The 13,175-nt window shown below is 65.7% G+C and carries 14 protein-coding genes; 7 read left to right on the top strand and 7 right to left on the bottom strand.

The window, feature by feature from the left end; genetic code table 11:
- Window positions 1-12: 12 nt before the first annotated feature.
- The gene (locus ACZ60G_RS04360; RefSeq protein WP_465807211.1) at window positions 13-990 is read left to right on the top strand and encodes an ABC transporter permease; all 978 of its coding nucleotides are present in this window, start codon (window positions 13-15) and stop codon (window positions 988-990) included.
- A 60-nt stretch (window positions 991-1,050) separates the two neighbouring features.
- Here the strand turns inward: ACZ60G_RS04360 and ACZ60G_RS04355 are convergent, their stop codons facing one another.
- From ACZ60G_RS04355 to ACZ60G_RS04345, 3 genes are all read right to left on the bottom strand, one after another.
- Window positions 1,051-2,010 carry a hypothetical protein gene (locus tag ACZ60G_RS04355; RefSeq protein ID WP_465807209.1) on the bottom strand — a complete coding sequence of 320 codons (960 nt, stop codon included), beginning with the start codon at window positions 2,008-2,010 and terminating at the stop codon, window positions 1,051-1,053.
- A 113-nt stretch (window positions 2,011-2,123) separates the two neighbouring features.
- A complete protein-coding gene (locus ACZ60G_RS04350; protein WP_387290782.1) occupies window positions 2,124-2,564 on the bottom strand; it encodes a Fur family transcriptional regulator in 441 nt (146 codons plus the stop codon).
- Window positions 2,561-2,911 carry an ArsR/SmtB family transcription factor gene (locus ACZ60G_RS04345; RefSeq protein ID WP_457193409.1) on the bottom strand — a complete coding sequence of 117 codons (351 nt, stop codon included), beginning with the start codon at window positions 2,909-2,911 and terminating at the stop codon, window positions 2,561-2,563. The genes ACZ60G_RS04350 and ACZ60G_RS04345 overlap by 4 nt, the downstream gene beginning before the upstream one ends.
- Before the next feature lie 194 nt (window positions 2,912-3,105).
- Here ACZ60G_RS04345 and ACZ60G_RS04340 point away from each other — a divergent pair, with 194 nt between their 5' ends.
- The gene (locus ACZ60G_RS04340; RefSeq protein ID WP_465807206.1) at window positions 3,106-4,497 is read left to right on the top strand and encodes a glycine--tRNA ligase; all 1,392 of its coding nucleotides are present in this window, start codon (window positions 3,106-3,108) and stop codon (window positions 4,495-4,497) included.
- 78 nt (window positions 4,498-4,575) lie between these two features.
- Here ACZ60G_RS04340 and ACZ60G_RS04335 read toward each other — a convergent pair whose 3' ends face one another.
- A complete protein-coding gene (locus tag ACZ60G_RS04335; protein ID WP_465807204.1) occupies window positions 4,576-5,013 on the bottom strand; it encodes a DUF1707 domain-containing protein in 438 nt (145 codons plus the stop codon).
- A gap of 123 nt (window positions 5,014-5,136) precedes the next feature.
- Between ACZ60G_RS04335 and ACZ60G_RS04330 the strand changes: the two genes are divergently transcribed.
- Complete coding sequence (locus tag ACZ60G_RS04330) at window positions 5,137-6,057, top strand: NADP-dependent oxidoreductase (RefSeq protein WP_465807202.1); 921 nt, start codon at window positions 5,137-5,139, stop codon at window positions 6,055-6,057.
- Here ACZ60G_RS04330 and ACZ60G_RS04325 read toward each other — a convergent pair.
- On the bottom strand, window positions 6,054-6,680 hold the full coding sequence (locus ACZ60G_RS04325; protein ID WP_465807200.1) for a TenA family protein: 627 nt from the start codon (window positions 6,678-6,680) through the stop codon (window positions 6,054-6,056). The two genes, ACZ60G_RS04330 and ACZ60G_RS04325, sit on opposite strands and share 4 nt — an antisense overlap.
- A 72-nt stretch (window positions 6,681-6,752) precedes the next feature.
- Here ACZ60G_RS04325 and ACZ60G_RS04320 point away from each other — a divergent pair, with 72 nt between their 5' ends.
- Window positions 6,753-8,018 carry a phthiocerol/phthiodiolone dimycocerosyl transferase family protein gene (locus ACZ60G_RS04320; protein ID WP_465807198.1) on the top strand — a complete coding sequence of 422 codons (1,266 nt, stop codon included), beginning with the start codon at window positions 6,753-6,755 and terminating at the stop codon, window positions 8,016-8,018.
- 12 nt (window positions 8,019-8,030) lie between these two features.
- On the opposite strand, the gene ACZ60G_RS04315 is transcribed toward ACZ60G_RS04320, so the two are convergent.
- A complete protein-coding gene (locus ACZ60G_RS04315; RefSeq protein ID WP_040688039.1) occupies window positions 8,031-8,426 on the bottom strand; it encodes a PPOX class F420-dependent oxidoreductase in 396 nt (131 codons plus the stop codon).
- Between the two features lie 48 nt (window positions 8,427-8,474).
- On the opposite strand from ACZ60G_RS04315, the gene ACZ60G_RS04310 reads away from it, so the two are divergent.
- Together ACZ60G_RS04310 and ACZ60G_RS04305 are read left to right on the top strand one after the other, a co-directional pair.
- Window positions 8,475-8,897 carry a MarR family winged helix-turn-helix transcriptional regulator gene (locus tag ACZ60G_RS04310; protein WP_465807196.1) on the top strand — a complete coding sequence of 141 codons (423 nt, stop codon included), beginning with the start codon at window positions 8,475-8,477 and terminating at the stop codon, window positions 8,895-8,897.
- Between the two features lie 56 nt (window positions 8,898-8,953).
- A complete protein-coding gene (locus tag ACZ60G_RS04305) occupies window positions 8,954-10,399 on the top strand; it encodes a molybdopterin-dependent oxidoreductase (protein ID WP_465807194.1) in 1,446 nt (481 codons plus the stop codon).
- Window positions 10,400-10,501: 102 nt separating this feature from the next.
- Here ACZ60G_RS04305 and ACZ60G_RS04300 read toward each other — a convergent pair whose 3' ends face one another.
- A complete protein-coding gene (locus tag ACZ60G_RS04300) occupies window positions 10,502-12,469 on the bottom strand; it encodes a TPM domain-containing protein (RefSeq protein WP_465807192.1) in 1,968 nt (655 codons plus the stop codon).
- A gap of 30 nt (window positions 12,470-12,499) precedes the next feature.
- Between ACZ60G_RS04300 and ACZ60G_RS04295 the strand changes: the two genes are divergently transcribed.
- Window positions 12,500-13,174 carry an MBL fold metallo-hydrolase gene (locus tag ACZ60G_RS04295; protein ID WP_465807190.1) on the top strand — a complete coding sequence of 225 codons (675 nt, stop codon included), beginning with the start codon at window positions 12,500-12,502 and terminating at the stop codon, window positions 13,172-13,174.
- Window position 13,175: the final 1 nt, after the last annotated feature.

Below are 13,175 nucleotides of genomic sequence, written 5' to 3'. Positions count from 1 at the left end.
CGGGAGAACGTCATGAATACGATCCAGCGGGCAGTCGGTGTCGGCGTCGCCGCGGCCCTGCTCCAGGCATTGATGCTGATCGCCTTCGCCTGGCCCGCGGCCCATATCGCGCCGCGCGATCTGCCCATCGCCGTCAGCGGCCCGCAGGCCGCGGTGGTCGCCGACAAACTGACCCAGCACGATCCCGATGCCTTCGAGATCAGCAACCCCGCCGACGAAGCGGCGGCGCGTGAGGCGATCCAGAACCGGGACGTCTACGGCGCCGTCATCACCGGCGGCGGCGCCCCGCGCGTATTGGTCGCCTCCGGCGCGAGTCCCATTGTGGCACAACAGCTCACCGCGATCGCCCAGCAGCTGTCCGGTGTCCCGGCCACGCCTGTCGAGGATGTGGTGGCCGCCGATCCGGACGATCCGCGCGGCACCGCCTTCGGTGCGATGGTATTGCCGCTGGTGATGTCCGGTATCGCGGCGGGTGTGGTACTCAGCCTGTTGATTCCGTCGGTCGGCGGTAAGGCGATCGGACTGATCACCTTCGGCATCGCGGGTGGGCTGTTGAGCATCGTCATCATCCAGACCTGGATGTCGGTGGTCCCCGGCCCCTATCTGACGCTAGCCGCCGTCGCCGGTCTGGTGTCCTTCGCGGTCTCCGGCGCGGTCGTCGGCCTGTCCACCGCCATCGGCCGCGCGGGCATCGGCATCGCCGCGCTGACCATGCTCCTGGTCGGCAACCCGTTCTCGGCCGCGACTTCGGCTCCGGAACTGCTGCCGCAGCCGTGGGGCACCATCGGTCAACTGCTGCCACCGGGTGCCGCCGCGTCACTGCTGCGCTCGGTTGCCTTCTTCGACGGTGCCGCCGCCACCAAACCCCTTGTGGTCCTTACTGTCTGGGCGCTCGCAGCCCTGCTGCTACTGGGTGTCGGCGCACTCCGCGGACGGCGTCCGGCGGCGGACTCCACGCCGGTCCGCACCGGCGACCCGGTCGCCGTCTGATCCCGAAATCGACCACAGGCCACCACTGCTCGGCAGTGGTGGCCTGTGTCGGTCGGTTTGTCAGGAGATGGTGAAGGAGAAGTTCGGGGCGGCGCCCTCACCCTTGTTTGCGTCGTAGGTCACCACGTAGGTGCCGGTGGCCGGGGACGGAACCACGAAAACGACGTAATTCTTCGCGTTGTCGATGGTTTCGTTGGTATTCAGCAGTTCGTTGATCGGCCCGCGGATTTCGGCCGGAATCGTTTGGCCGCCGGGGGTTTTCACAGTGAAGTAGTCGTAGAAGACGTTCAGTCCGCCCGCGGAGATCCCGGGTCCACCAATGATCTTGACGTGCAACGAGAGATCCATCTTGTCGCGCTCGTTCTTGGTGTAGCTCGGAGCCAGTGTGCCGCCGGTGATTTCGATCGTCGTCTGATCCTGCACCAGTTTGCCGGTGACATTCAGCGTCTTCGGCGCGATACCTTCGACCTGAGCCGAGGCCTTCAGCGGAATCTTGGTCTGGTTATCCGAGGCCTGCCCGTAGATCACGGTAATGGTGTCGAGCAGGTGCTCGGCATCGTGCAACGTCTTGACCGACGTGGTGACTTTGCCGGTGGCCGAACCCTTTCCGGGTACGGTCGGCGAGTCGAAGCTCGCACCACCATCGACTTCCTTGTCGACCTGCAGGTAGGTGTTATTGCTGATCGTCTTGTTGTCGGGGGTGGTGTTCTTGTAGGTGATATCGATCAGCACCTTGGCGCCGCCGTATTCGTCGGGCACCACGGTCGCCTTGTCCACCGTGATATCGAAGCCCTCGTACCATCCGGTCTTGCCGATAGTGCGGACGGTCGACTGACCGCTGTTCGCCCCCGGCTGCCCCTGGCCGATGGTGCTCTGTGCGGACGCCGGCGTCGTCGGTCCCGCTTTGGTGTCCTTGTCGTTGCACGCGGTCATGAGCAGGGCGGAGCTGCCGATGAGTACGGCTGCTCCGATTGTGGTGATTTTCCGGCGTCTGTCCGCCGCGAAAATGGTCGATCGCACGCTGCCTCCCAGAAGATTTCGATCTCAGTGCGCGACGCCCGGAACCCCCGGACGTTATGTGATTCGCAGTGAAATCTTCCTCGGCGCCAGCGCCGTTAACCATGTGACCGCCATCACACTTTGGCGCGGTCCGCCTTCGCGCATTCGCAGCAGGTCCCGAAGATCTCCATAGTGTGGCTGACCTCGGTGAATCCGTGTTCGCAAGCGATGGTTTCGGCCCATGCCTCGACCGTCGGGCCCTCGACCTCGACGGTGCGACCGCAGTGTCGGCAGACCAGGTGGTGATGGTGTCCGGTGGAGCACTGTCGGTAGACGGATTCGCCCGTGTCGGTGCGCAATACGTCGACGAGTCCGGCATCGGCCAGCGACTGCAGGGTGCGGTAGACGGTGGTCAACCCGATGCCCTCGCCGCGGCGGCGCAATTCGTCGTGCAACTCCTGTGCGGAGCGGAACTCTTCGATATCACCGAGCAGCGCGGCGATCGCGCTGCGCTGGCGGGTACTGCGAATGCCCACCGGCTTTTCCGGCAAGGCCGTCTTATCTGGCACGATCACCCTTCCTCGGCGTGGGCCACGGCATCGACCACGATATGCGCCAGGTGGTCGTCGACGAGTTCGTACAGCACTTCCCGGCCGGAGCGTTCCCCGTGCACCACGCCCGCGGACTTGAGAATCCGCAGATGCTGGCTGACCAACGGTTGGGTGACACCGAGAACATCGACCAATTCGTGTACGCAACGCGGCGATTCACGCAATTGCAGCACAATGGCGATGCGCACCGGGGCGGCGAGGGCGCGTAGCAACTCGCCCGCGTCCTCCAGGACGCTCCGCGTCGGGACCGGCACCGGCGCGGGTGATCGGTACGGGTTGTGCGGGTGGGTGGTAGCGGTCTCGGCGGTCATCGAACCAACTCCTTATTGGAAAGCGATTCCATTTTGATATGCACAGTTGCGCATGTCAAACGAGCGCGCCGACGACTAGGCGTGTGCGGTGCAAAACCGGTTGGCCGGTGCCGATAGGCTGGAGGGCAATCTTCCGCCGAGTCGAGCGACTCGGCGCAATCGAATCCGACTCGTAGTGGATGGAGAATTCTCGAGTGGCACCCAAGTCGAAGGTGGACACCGTTGCCAACCTCGCCAAGCGCCGGGGTCTGGTGTACCCGTGTGGTGAGATCTACGGCGGCACCAAATCGGCGTGGGACTACGGTCCGCTGGGTGTCGAGCTCAAGGAGAACATCAAGAAGCAGTGGTGGCGGTCCATGGTCACCAGCCGCGAGGATGTGGTCGGCCTCGACTCGTCGGTGATTCTGCCGCGTCAGGTGTGGGTCGCCTCCGGCCACGTCGGCGTGTTCAACGATCCGCTGGTCGAATGCCTGAACTGCCACCACCGGCACCGGCAGGACCACCTGCAGGAGGCCTACGCGATCAAGCACAAGATCGACGATCCGGACTCCGTCTCGATGGAGTTGGTGGTGTGCCCGGACTGCGGCACCGTCGGTCGGTGGACCGAGCCGCGTGACTTCAACATGATGCTCAAGACCTACCTCGGCCCGGTCGAGTCCGAAGAGGGTCTGCACTACCTGCGCCCGGAAACCGCGCAGGGCATCTTCATCAACTTCGCCAATGTGATGACCACCGCGCGCAAGAAGCCGCCGTTCGGCATCGCGCAGATCGGCAAGAGCTTCCGCAACGAGATCACTCCCGGCAACTTCATCTTCCGCACCCGTGAGTTCGAGCAGATGGAGATGGAGTTCTTCGTCAAGCCGGGTGAGGACGCGGAGTGGCACAAGTACTGGATCGACACCCGGTTCGCCTGGTACACCGACCTCGGCATAGACCCGGAGAACCTGCGGCTCTTCGAGCACCCGAAGGACAAGCTGTCGCACTACTCGGCGGGCACCACCGATATCGAGTACCGCTTCGGCTTCCAGGGCAACGAGTGGGGTGAGCTGGAGGGCGTTGCCAACCGCACCGACTTCGATCTGAAGACCCATTCGGAGCATTCCGGCAATGACCTGAGCTACTTCGACCAGACCACCAATGAGCGCTACACCCCGTACGTCATCGAGCCCGCGGCCGGCCTGACCCGCTCGCTGATGGCGTTCCTGGTCGATGCGTACACCGTCGACCAGGCGCCCAATGCCAAGGGCGTCATGGAGGAGCGCATCAGTCTGCGGCTGGACCGCAGGCTCGCGCCGGTCAAGGCGGCGGTGCTGCCGTTGTCGCGCAATGCGGATCTGACGCCGAAGGCGAAAGATCTTGCCGCACAGCTTCGTAAGAGCTGGAATGTCGAATTCGACGATGCCGGCGCCATCGGCCGTCGCTACCGGCGCCAGGACGAGATCGGCACGCCGTTCTGCATCACCGTCGACTTCGACACCCTCGACGACCAGGCGGTCACCGTCCGCGAGCGTGATTCCATGGCGCAGGAGCGGATTGCGCTGGACAAGGTCGAGGGCTACCTGGCGCAGCATCTGATCGGCGCCTGAATTCGATAGCGATCAACGCCCTGTCGCGCTGCGGCAGGGCGTTTCGCATGTCGGCGTGCCTCTAAGGATCCGTAACCGCTAAGTGGATTCCGGAGGTCGCGGATTTCTTACGCCAGAGGTGAATTCACCGGGTTTCCGCTTCGACTGGACGAGCATCCCGATCGCGCTCGGGATCAGCAGCGCGCACCCCCACGGCACCGCGACCCAGAACGGCCAGAAGTATCCCGCGCCGGTGGCCACCCAGATCGTGATGCACAGTGCGTTGACCGCGGCCCAGGGAATCCACATGATGATGACCCATTGCGGCACTCGTTGTGCCGCGGGTGCCGCTTTGCGCGGTACGGGCAGGTCCGAGAGCAGCGGGTTCAGCTCGCCATAGGTTTTGGCGGCGTACACCTGTTTGAGTCGGTCGTCGTATTCGTGCAGCGACAATCGGCCGTCGTTCATCGCCACCCGCAATAGTTCAGCGATTTTCTCGCGGTCTGCGTCCGATGCCCGCAGCCTTTCCTCACCCACGAGAGTCAGCTTAGGGCCTGCTGCCGTCCATGGCAGTGCGTCTCGAAGATCGTCGGTGCATGGAAATTTCCTGCGGGGTTACTCGGTTGACGGCGTATGTCACCGAGTAGGCGGGAGCCGGATATGGCCAGAGCTGTGAAGTTCGATCGTTATGGCGGAATCGAAGAGCTGAAGGTGGTCGAGGTGCCGACACCGAAGGCGGGACCCGGTCGGGTCGTCGTCGAGGTCGTGGCGGCCGGTATCAATCCAGGGGAGGGATATATCCGTTCGGGCGCGCTGCACGAGCGTTGGCCCACGACCTTTCCTTCGGGTGAGGGGACCGATTTCGCTGGTCGCGTCGTCGAGATCGGATCGGGTGTCGGCGGGATCGAGATCGGCGCCGAGGTGCTCGGATTCACCGATCAGCGGGCCAGTCATGCCACCCACGTGGTGGTGCCCGCTGAGCAGGTGACGCTCAAGCCCTCGAAACTGGATTGGGATGTCGCCGGATCGTTGTATGTCGCCGGGACAACGGCTTTCGCGACCGTGCGGGCCGTGGATCCGCAAGTGGGCGATACGGTCGTGGTCTCGGGTGCGGCGGGCGGCGTCGGTTCGATCGCCGTACAACTCCTGCGGGCCAGGGGCGCAACGGTTCTCGGTATCGCGAGCGAGCTCAATCACGATTGGCTGCGCAAGGTCGGGGTGATTCCGGTGGCCTATGGGGCGGGCCTGATCGACCGGATTCGTGCGGCCGCTCCCGATGGCGTGGACGCGTTCATCGACACTTTCGGTGCCGAATATGTAGATCTCGCAATCGAACTCGGCATTGCGGTCGAACGCATCGACACCATCATCAACTGGGCGGCCGCCGAGCGGTACGGCGTGAAGACCGACGGCAATGCCGCCGCGGGCACCATCGATGTGCTCGCCGAACTCGCCGATTTGGCCGCCGCGGGCACGGTGGAGGTACCCATCGCGGCTGTTTATCCGCTCGACAAGGTCCAGGAGGCGTATCGCGAACTGGAGCAGCGCCACACGCGCGGCAAGATCGTGCTGCACCCCTAGCCGGGCACATCCCAGAACTCGTATTCGTGGCGCATGCCCTGCAGGAATAGCGCTTCCGCACGCGCCGGATCGCCACCCGCCTCATCGAGCATCTGCCCACAGCGGCGGGTGAGCGCCGCGAATCCGGGGTCGGCGTAGGTGTCGACCCAGCGGCGGTAGCGCGGTTCCGACGGCGGATTCTCGGCCAGGATTGTGCCGAGGGTCGAATAGCCCCACATGCACGGGTACAGCGCCGCCAGTCCGTCGGCGTAGGACGCGGCCGACTCCAGCAGGAATGCGGTGTAGGCCGCGCACGGCGCACCCTTCGTCGCACCATCGAGATCCGCGCCGAATTCGGCGGCCAGCGACCGGTGCAGGGACAGCTCCTCGTGATACGTCGCGTGCGCGAGATCCACCAGATCGCCCAGATGTGACGCAGGCGCCTGCCAGGCCAGCCGGGCGAACACCCGCACATAGTCCAGCAGGAACAGATAGTCCTGTTCGAGCCAGGACCGGAAGACCGGTTCGGGCAGATCGCCCTCGGCGATGCCCGCCACCGTCGGATGCGCCAACTGGTCCACCACCAACGGAAAACCGAGCTCTTCCAGATGCGTCGTAAGACTGATGTGTGCCGCGGGACTCATGTGGGCAGTCTCTCTCAGTCGGAGCGGCTCCGGGTTTGCGCCCTGGTCTGTAGTTGCCGCACCCTGAGCAATGTGTTGTGGGATGAGGAGGTTTTGGTGCGGGTGTTGGGTGCCTCGGAACAACGTTTCGTGCGCGCGGGGACCTACACCGGACGATCCGTCACGGTCGTCGGTGATCTCGATACGAATGCGTTGGGGGCGGCCTTCACCGCACTACAGCGCGCCTATCCGGTGGTGACCTGCCGGATCAGCGAGGACGCTACCGGCCGCGGCTACCTGCTACGACGCGGCGATGTCCCAGAGATCGGCATGACCGCGAGCCTCGGTGATCCGGACGCCATCCGCATTCCGGAGCCGATCGATCCGGCGGGACAGCTGGCGTACCTGGATGTTGTGCGCTCCGAGCGCGGCCGTTCGCGCGTGACACTTTTCGCCCACCACAGCATCGCCGACGCGGGCCACTGCGTCGAACTCCTCGCCCGACTATGGGACTTCTACACCGATTACGTCGAGTCCGGTACGACAACCGTTGTGCCGCACGACTATCCGCAATCGCTGGAATGGCATGCGTCGGCGCGCGGAATCGCCCGCTCTTCGATCTCCGGTTTCGAAGATGTGACCAAGCCGCTGGAGCCCGTGGTCATTCCGCGCGCACCCGCGATTCCCGCTCCCGCCGCACTGGTCCAGCCGCGGCGCATCATCCTGGACGAGCAGGCGAGCGCTCGAATCATCGGCCTCGGGCGCTTCCCAGGAGTGACTGTCAACGGGGTGGTCACCGCCGCCCTGCTGCGGGCTTTCGCCTCGGAAAAGGCCAGGGCCACCGGAGATCCCGTGCCGCTCGGCTGTCTGTATCCGGTGGATATGCGCACCCGCCTCGACCCGCCGGTCGCGCGCGCGGAAGGCACCAATATGGCGGGTCTGGCCTCTTTCGCCGCGGCGGTCGACCTCTCCGCGGACATCCTCGAACTGGCCCAGCATATTTCGGCCCGATTGCGACATGATCTGGCCGAGGGCATCGTCCAGCAGTCGGTACTGCACTTCCCGGATTACTTCGGCCCAACCCGGATCCACTCCTTGGCCGGGCACGTCGCGGTGACGAATACCGGTGCCGTGCCCGCCTTCCGCATCCCCGCGAATATCGCGCTCACCGACTACGAGATCGTTTACGTATCAGCTCATCCGCGTCCCTCCGCGGGTGCCTCGGCGGCGGTCACCTTCCTGGTCTACACCTTCGAGGGCCGACTGACCGTCGGCGTGCTCGGCGGCGATGCCGACCGGCTCGTGCCAGCGGTGCGCGACGAATTGACGGTCCTCGCGGAGGAGGCCGTCAGCTCCTGAGGGCGCCTGCTGCTACTGGTAGGTGGCGTGCGTCGGACGCATGACGAGCACGACCCGGCGCGGATGGTCGGCGACCGGACGCTGATACGGCAGGTCGTAGCGGCGTGCGAGCACATCGAAGAATTCCCCGTTCGGATCGGGTTCGATGGCCTCGATGACGCCGCGGACCTCGAGGTAGCGGTAGGGCTTCTCCGGATCGTTGATGCTCACCGCGACTTCGGGATTTTGCTTGGTATTGACGGCTTTCCGTCGATCGATCGTGGTGGTGAAGCGCAGGCGCCCGCCATCCCACACCTGCCATACCGGCGTCACCTGCGGAGTGCCGTCCGGGTTCAGCGTTGCGAGATGGGCGAACAGCGGGCGCGATAGCAAATCGGCGTGGCTCTCGGGGATTACGGGATTGTCCATACTTCAAAGACTATCAAGGCTTTGATAGTTCAGCTATCTTTGACACTTATGAAATTGCCTGCGGAGCAGCGGCTCGGTCTGGACCTCAAGCGCGCCGAGCAGGAGCTGATGGCCGTCAAACACGAGGCGGTCAAACCGCTTACGGTGCCGCAGTATGCGGCGCTCTACGCGCTGTCGGAGAACCCGGGCGTCTCCGCCGCGGCCCTCGCCCGGGAATGCATGGTGACGCCGCAGGCGATGACGGTGGTGCTCAAGAACCTGCAGGAGCGCGGTTTCGTGGAACGCACACCGCATCCCTGGCACCGTGGTGTGCTCGAAACCCGCCTGACTCCCGCCGGTCGCAAAGCCTTCGCCAAGGCCGATGCCAAGGCCGCCGCCATCGAGCGCCGCGTGGCCGCCGCCTTCAGTGCGCAGGAGCGCGAACAGTTGCGAGAGTTGTTGGCCCGGTTTACCGAGGCCTTACAGGAGTGAGGGGCGGTAGGTTCGTAGCGAAGGCGTTGTGATCGAGGAAAGCGGGTGTTCGAACAGTGCGGACCAACGGAGAACGCGGGGGCGTGCTCGGTGCCGCCGCGATCGGTGTCGGGGCGCTCGGTGTCGGCGAGTTGATCGCGGCCTCGCGCGGTGATTCGCTGATCGACGCCATCGGCCGGGTCATGGCCGATACCGCGCCGGTGCCGGTGGTCGAGACGACCGTCGCCCTGTCGGGCAAGCACGATAAGGCCGTGACGCGCCTCGGTGTCGGTGTCGGTGCGGTCGCCGCGGCCGTCGGGCTCGCAGCGCTGTCCGATCAGGCGCGCACGCCCGCCGTCGCCGCCTTCGGTGCCGCCGCAGCCGCTTCGGGCTTCCGTCGACCGACGCGCTCGCCCGCCACCGTCGCCGGCGCGGCCGCCGCCGCGGGTGTGCTCGGTCTCGGATTGCGCAGGCGCCCGCATGGGCTGTTCGGCGCGCTGCTGTGGGCGGGCGCCGGTGCCGGACTGCTGGCCGGGGCGCGAGCGCTGATACATGACTACGACCGCAGGCAGCGCGCCGCGATCCGTCGGGTCGGCCCGCTGGGCGGGATTTCGATGGTGCCGCAGGACGGGCTGGAGGACGAACCCGGACTGTCGTCGCTGATCACCGCGAACCGGAGTTTCTATGTCGCCGATGTCAATCTGAGTCCGCCGCGGATCGACCCGACCGGCTGGCGGCTGTCGGTCACCGGCAAGGTCGCGCATCCGTTGCGCCTGTCACTGGCCGAATTGGCCGCGGACGCAGTGGAATTCGACGCGGTGATGGTGTGCGTGCACAATCGGCCCGGTGAGCGTCGCGCGGGGAACGGCCGCTGGTACGGGGTTCCGCTGGCCGAGTTGCTCGAGCACGCGATCCCTGAAACCGGTGCTACCCGGCTGGTGACCAGGGCCGTCGACGGCTACACCATCTCACTGCCCGTGGAACCGTTGCGCTCCGGCGCATGGCCCGGATATCTGGTGATCGGTGTGAACGGCGAGCCGCTCGCCCCCGAGCACGGATTCCCTGCCCGCGTCTTCGTGCCCGGACTCTACGGCCAGTACACGGGCGCGAAATGGCTCGCCGAACTGGAACTCACCGACGACAGTCACATCGACTACTGGTGGAAGCGCGGTTGGCCGTCGGATCCGATCTGGGTGACACCGCAGGCCCGCATCGATGTCACCGCGCCGGGCCGGGCGACCGCGGGCGCCACCAGCATCGCCGGTGTCGCATGGGCGCCGCCGCACGGCGTCGAGTCCGTAGAGCTCCGCATCGACGAAGGTGATTGGCGCCCAGTCGATCTCGGCACCGAACTCGCCCCCGCCGCCTGGCGTCGCTGGCGCACCACCCTCGACCTGCCCGCAGGTGAACACACCATCCAGGCCCGCGCCGTCAGCCGCTCCGGGGAAATCCAAGACGGCACCCCGCGCTCACCCTTCCCCTCCGGCCCAACCGGCTTCCACACCGTCACCCTCGAGGTCTGACCGCGGCTGTCGGGTGTGGATGGGCTCCGTGTCTGGCGAAGTCTCCGATACTGAACATGACGACTCCTGGTCTATGGCCCCACACGGTGTCAGGGGCAACCCTCAGAACCGGCCGCCCCGGCTGATGCGGCGGGATCCGGTGGAACCGCCGAATGAACCGGGGGTGTAGCCGCTGGAGCGTTGGTGGGTGGCGCCGCGCAATAGTCCTTCGATCAGGATTCCGCCGAGTACCGCACCGGCTTGTGCTGTGCCTGATGGCGGTTGGCTGTTCTCCCAGGCCCGCACGCTGGCCTGCGCCTCCTGCAATGCGCGAGCACCCAGGTCGGCGGCGGTGTGTGCGCTGGTGAGGGCCTGCGCCTGATCGCTGGTGGAAAGCTGTTGTGCCGCATCGAGATTGCGCTGTGCCTCGGATAACCGGGTGCGTGCCTGTGCGTCGATGCCGCCGCGTCGGGTGCTGATGTAGTCGGCTGCCGCGCCGATCCGGGCGTGGGCATCGGTCAGCGCCCGGTCGAGTCGGCGCTGTAGATCCTCGGCGGCCAGTTTGCGGTCGGTGGCGGCGGCATTGGCCAGGTCCAGCGCGTTATCGGCCGCGACGGCGTCGTGGAAGGCGTCCAATGGGTCGCTGGTCGCGGTGGCGGTTGCGATGGTCAGGGCCGTTTCCGCCGCCGTGATGGCGGCGTGCAGATCGACACCGCCGTAGCCCGACAGCTCCTTCGCGGTAGCGATATCCGCGCGCAGCTCGGTGAGTACCGCGGGCAGCCCATCGGTCGCCTGCTGGATATTCGTGGCCGCATTGTCGACGGCATCGAGCAGCGTGCGAGCCTGTCCCACTGCGCCTTCCGCGGCCCGGATCGCGGCGACCGCACCGCCCTGTTTGCCGACCGGCTGGGTGAGGGCAGCGCGTCCAGTGTCGATGTTCTGCTCCGCGAAGGTGATTCTTTCGCGCGCCATGGTCACGTTGTCTCGAACCGGCGCGAGCACGCTGGCCGGATACGCGGTGGTGAGCCGGGTGAGTTCGGTCTCCGAACCCGGCGCGCGTCCGGTCAATTCGACCAATTCCCGTGTCAGCCCGTCCAAGCGAGCGGATGCGTTGATCAGCAGATCCCGCATCGCATCGAATTCGGCCACCTGAGCGTCGAGTTCCCGATCGGCCCGCCCGACCGTGCCGATCAGATCGACCAGCATGGTGCGCTGCTGATCCGGCGTCTCGGGAATATCGTCATCGAGCTGCTGTCTGATCGAGAATGCTTTGACGGCAGCTGATTTCGCATTGACCAGGGCTGTGCTGAACGGAGTGACCGCGGTATCGCCGAATTCGCCGGTCGCCAACGCCAACTCCTCGGCGCTGGTCCGCACGGCATTGTCGATCTCGACCAGCACCTCCTTCGACCGGTCTTGCAATGCATCCAGTGACAATGCCGCCAGCGCGGTGGAATTATCGGGATCCAGTTGCCGTGCCCTCGCCAACTCGGCCCGCCTGCGGTCGGCGCGCCGCTTGCGCGAATACAGCACCAGCCCAACGACGATGAGCACGATCAGCAGGGCGACGATCAGCAGCGTCCGTAGGCTGACCCCGCCACCGCGCATCGCCGAATCCAGCCCATCGGCCATCGCGATCCCGGCGTCGGCCCACCGGCCGTTGTGCAGCGCGGGCTCCACATCGCGGGTCAATACGCCGTCCAACTCGGAATCGCTGACACTGCTGGGCAACTCGCCTTTGAACCAATAGGCGCGATCCTCGGTGGCGACGGCGAGCAACAGATCGCGCCCACCGAATCCGGACATGGTCGCGGTGCGATCGGCCCACGCCTGCGGACTCATCCCGTTGAAATCGTGCACATAGACGACCCAGAGCCGCATCTGCTGATCGGCGTAGAGGTCGTCAACCGCCGATGACACCCGATCGAGTCCTTGATCGAGCACCTGCGCCGAGTCGACGACATACGTTCCCATCCGCAGCGGCGGCTCGGCGCCGGCCGTGCCACCGGCCGACGCGACACAGAGAAACGCCACGCTGAGGACCACCGCGGCGAACCAGCGGATTCGACGAATCGGCGCTATCAACGGCATGGGATGAATCTAGCTGGCTAGCATCGAACTGTGATCACGATCGACCTGCCGTACACCGGTCACGTGTCCCCTGGATCGAATCCGCAACAGCGGGACGTCCCCGGTGCCCGCGTTATCAAAATGTCCGTCGGTGGCATGGACAACAACTGCTATCTAGTGCAGTGCACCGCCACCGGCGCGGCACTGCTCATCGACGCCGCCAACGAAGCCGACCGCATAATCGAACTCGTCGACCAGGAGACGCCGGGCCGCGTCGCCCTGGTCGTCACCACCCATCGGCATCGGGACCATTGGTGGGCCCTGGAAAAGGTCGCCGCCGCCACTGGCGCACCGACCGCCGCGCATCCACTCGATGCCGAACCGCTCCCGGTGCGCCCCGACCGATTACTCGCCGACGGCGATCTCATCGAGGTCGGCGACCTGGCCTTCGAGGTCGTCCACCTGCGCGGACATACTCCCGGCTCGGTTGCCCTCGCCCTCGTCGACGGTCCGGGCGTGCACCTGTTCACCGGCGACTCCCTTTTCCCGGGCGGAGTCGGCCGCACCACCAATCCGGAAGATTTCAACTCCCTCTACACCGACGTCACAACCAAGATCTTCGATCGCTACCCGGATGACGCCGTTGTCTATCCGGGTCACGGTGATGACACCACGCTCGGCGTCGAACGCCCGCACCTCGGCGAATGGCGCGAACGCGGCTGGTAGG

Source organism: Nocardia sp. NPDC102475 (assembly GCF_055584605.1).
The sequence above is the reverse complement of the archived record's forward strand: the minus strand, read 5'-3'. Positions and strand labels throughout refer to the sequence as shown.

Coding starts and splice junctions, on each gene's coding strand:
- ACZ60G_RS04300 (WP_465807192.1), bottom strand. CDS start 12,469: ATGCCGTTGATAGCGCCGATTCGTCGAATCCGCTGGTTCGCCGCGGTG.
- ACZ60G_RS04345 (WP_457193409.1), bottom strand. CDS start 2,911: ATGACCGCCGAGACCGCTACCACCCACCCGCACAACCCGTACCGATCA.
- ACZ60G_RS04360 (WP_465807211.1), top strand. CDS start 13: ATGAATACGATCCAGCGGGCAGTCGGTGTCGGCGTCGCCGCGGCCCTG.
- ACZ60G_RS04310 (WP_465807196.1), top strand. CDS start 8,475: ATGAAATTGCCTGCGGAGCAGCGGCTCGGTCTGGACCTCAAGCGCGCC.
- ACZ60G_RS04330 (WP_465807202.1), top strand. CDS start 5,137: ATGGCCAGAGCTGTGAAGTTCGATCGTTATGGCGGAATCGAAGAGCTG.
- ACZ60G_RS04315 (WP_040688039.1), bottom strand. CDS start 8,426: ATGGACAATCCCGTAATCCCCGAGAGCCACGCCGATTTGCTATCGCGC.
- ACZ60G_RS04325 (WP_465807200.1), bottom strand. CDS start 6,680: ATGAGTCCCGCGGCACACATCAGTCTTACGACGCATCTGGAAGAGCTC.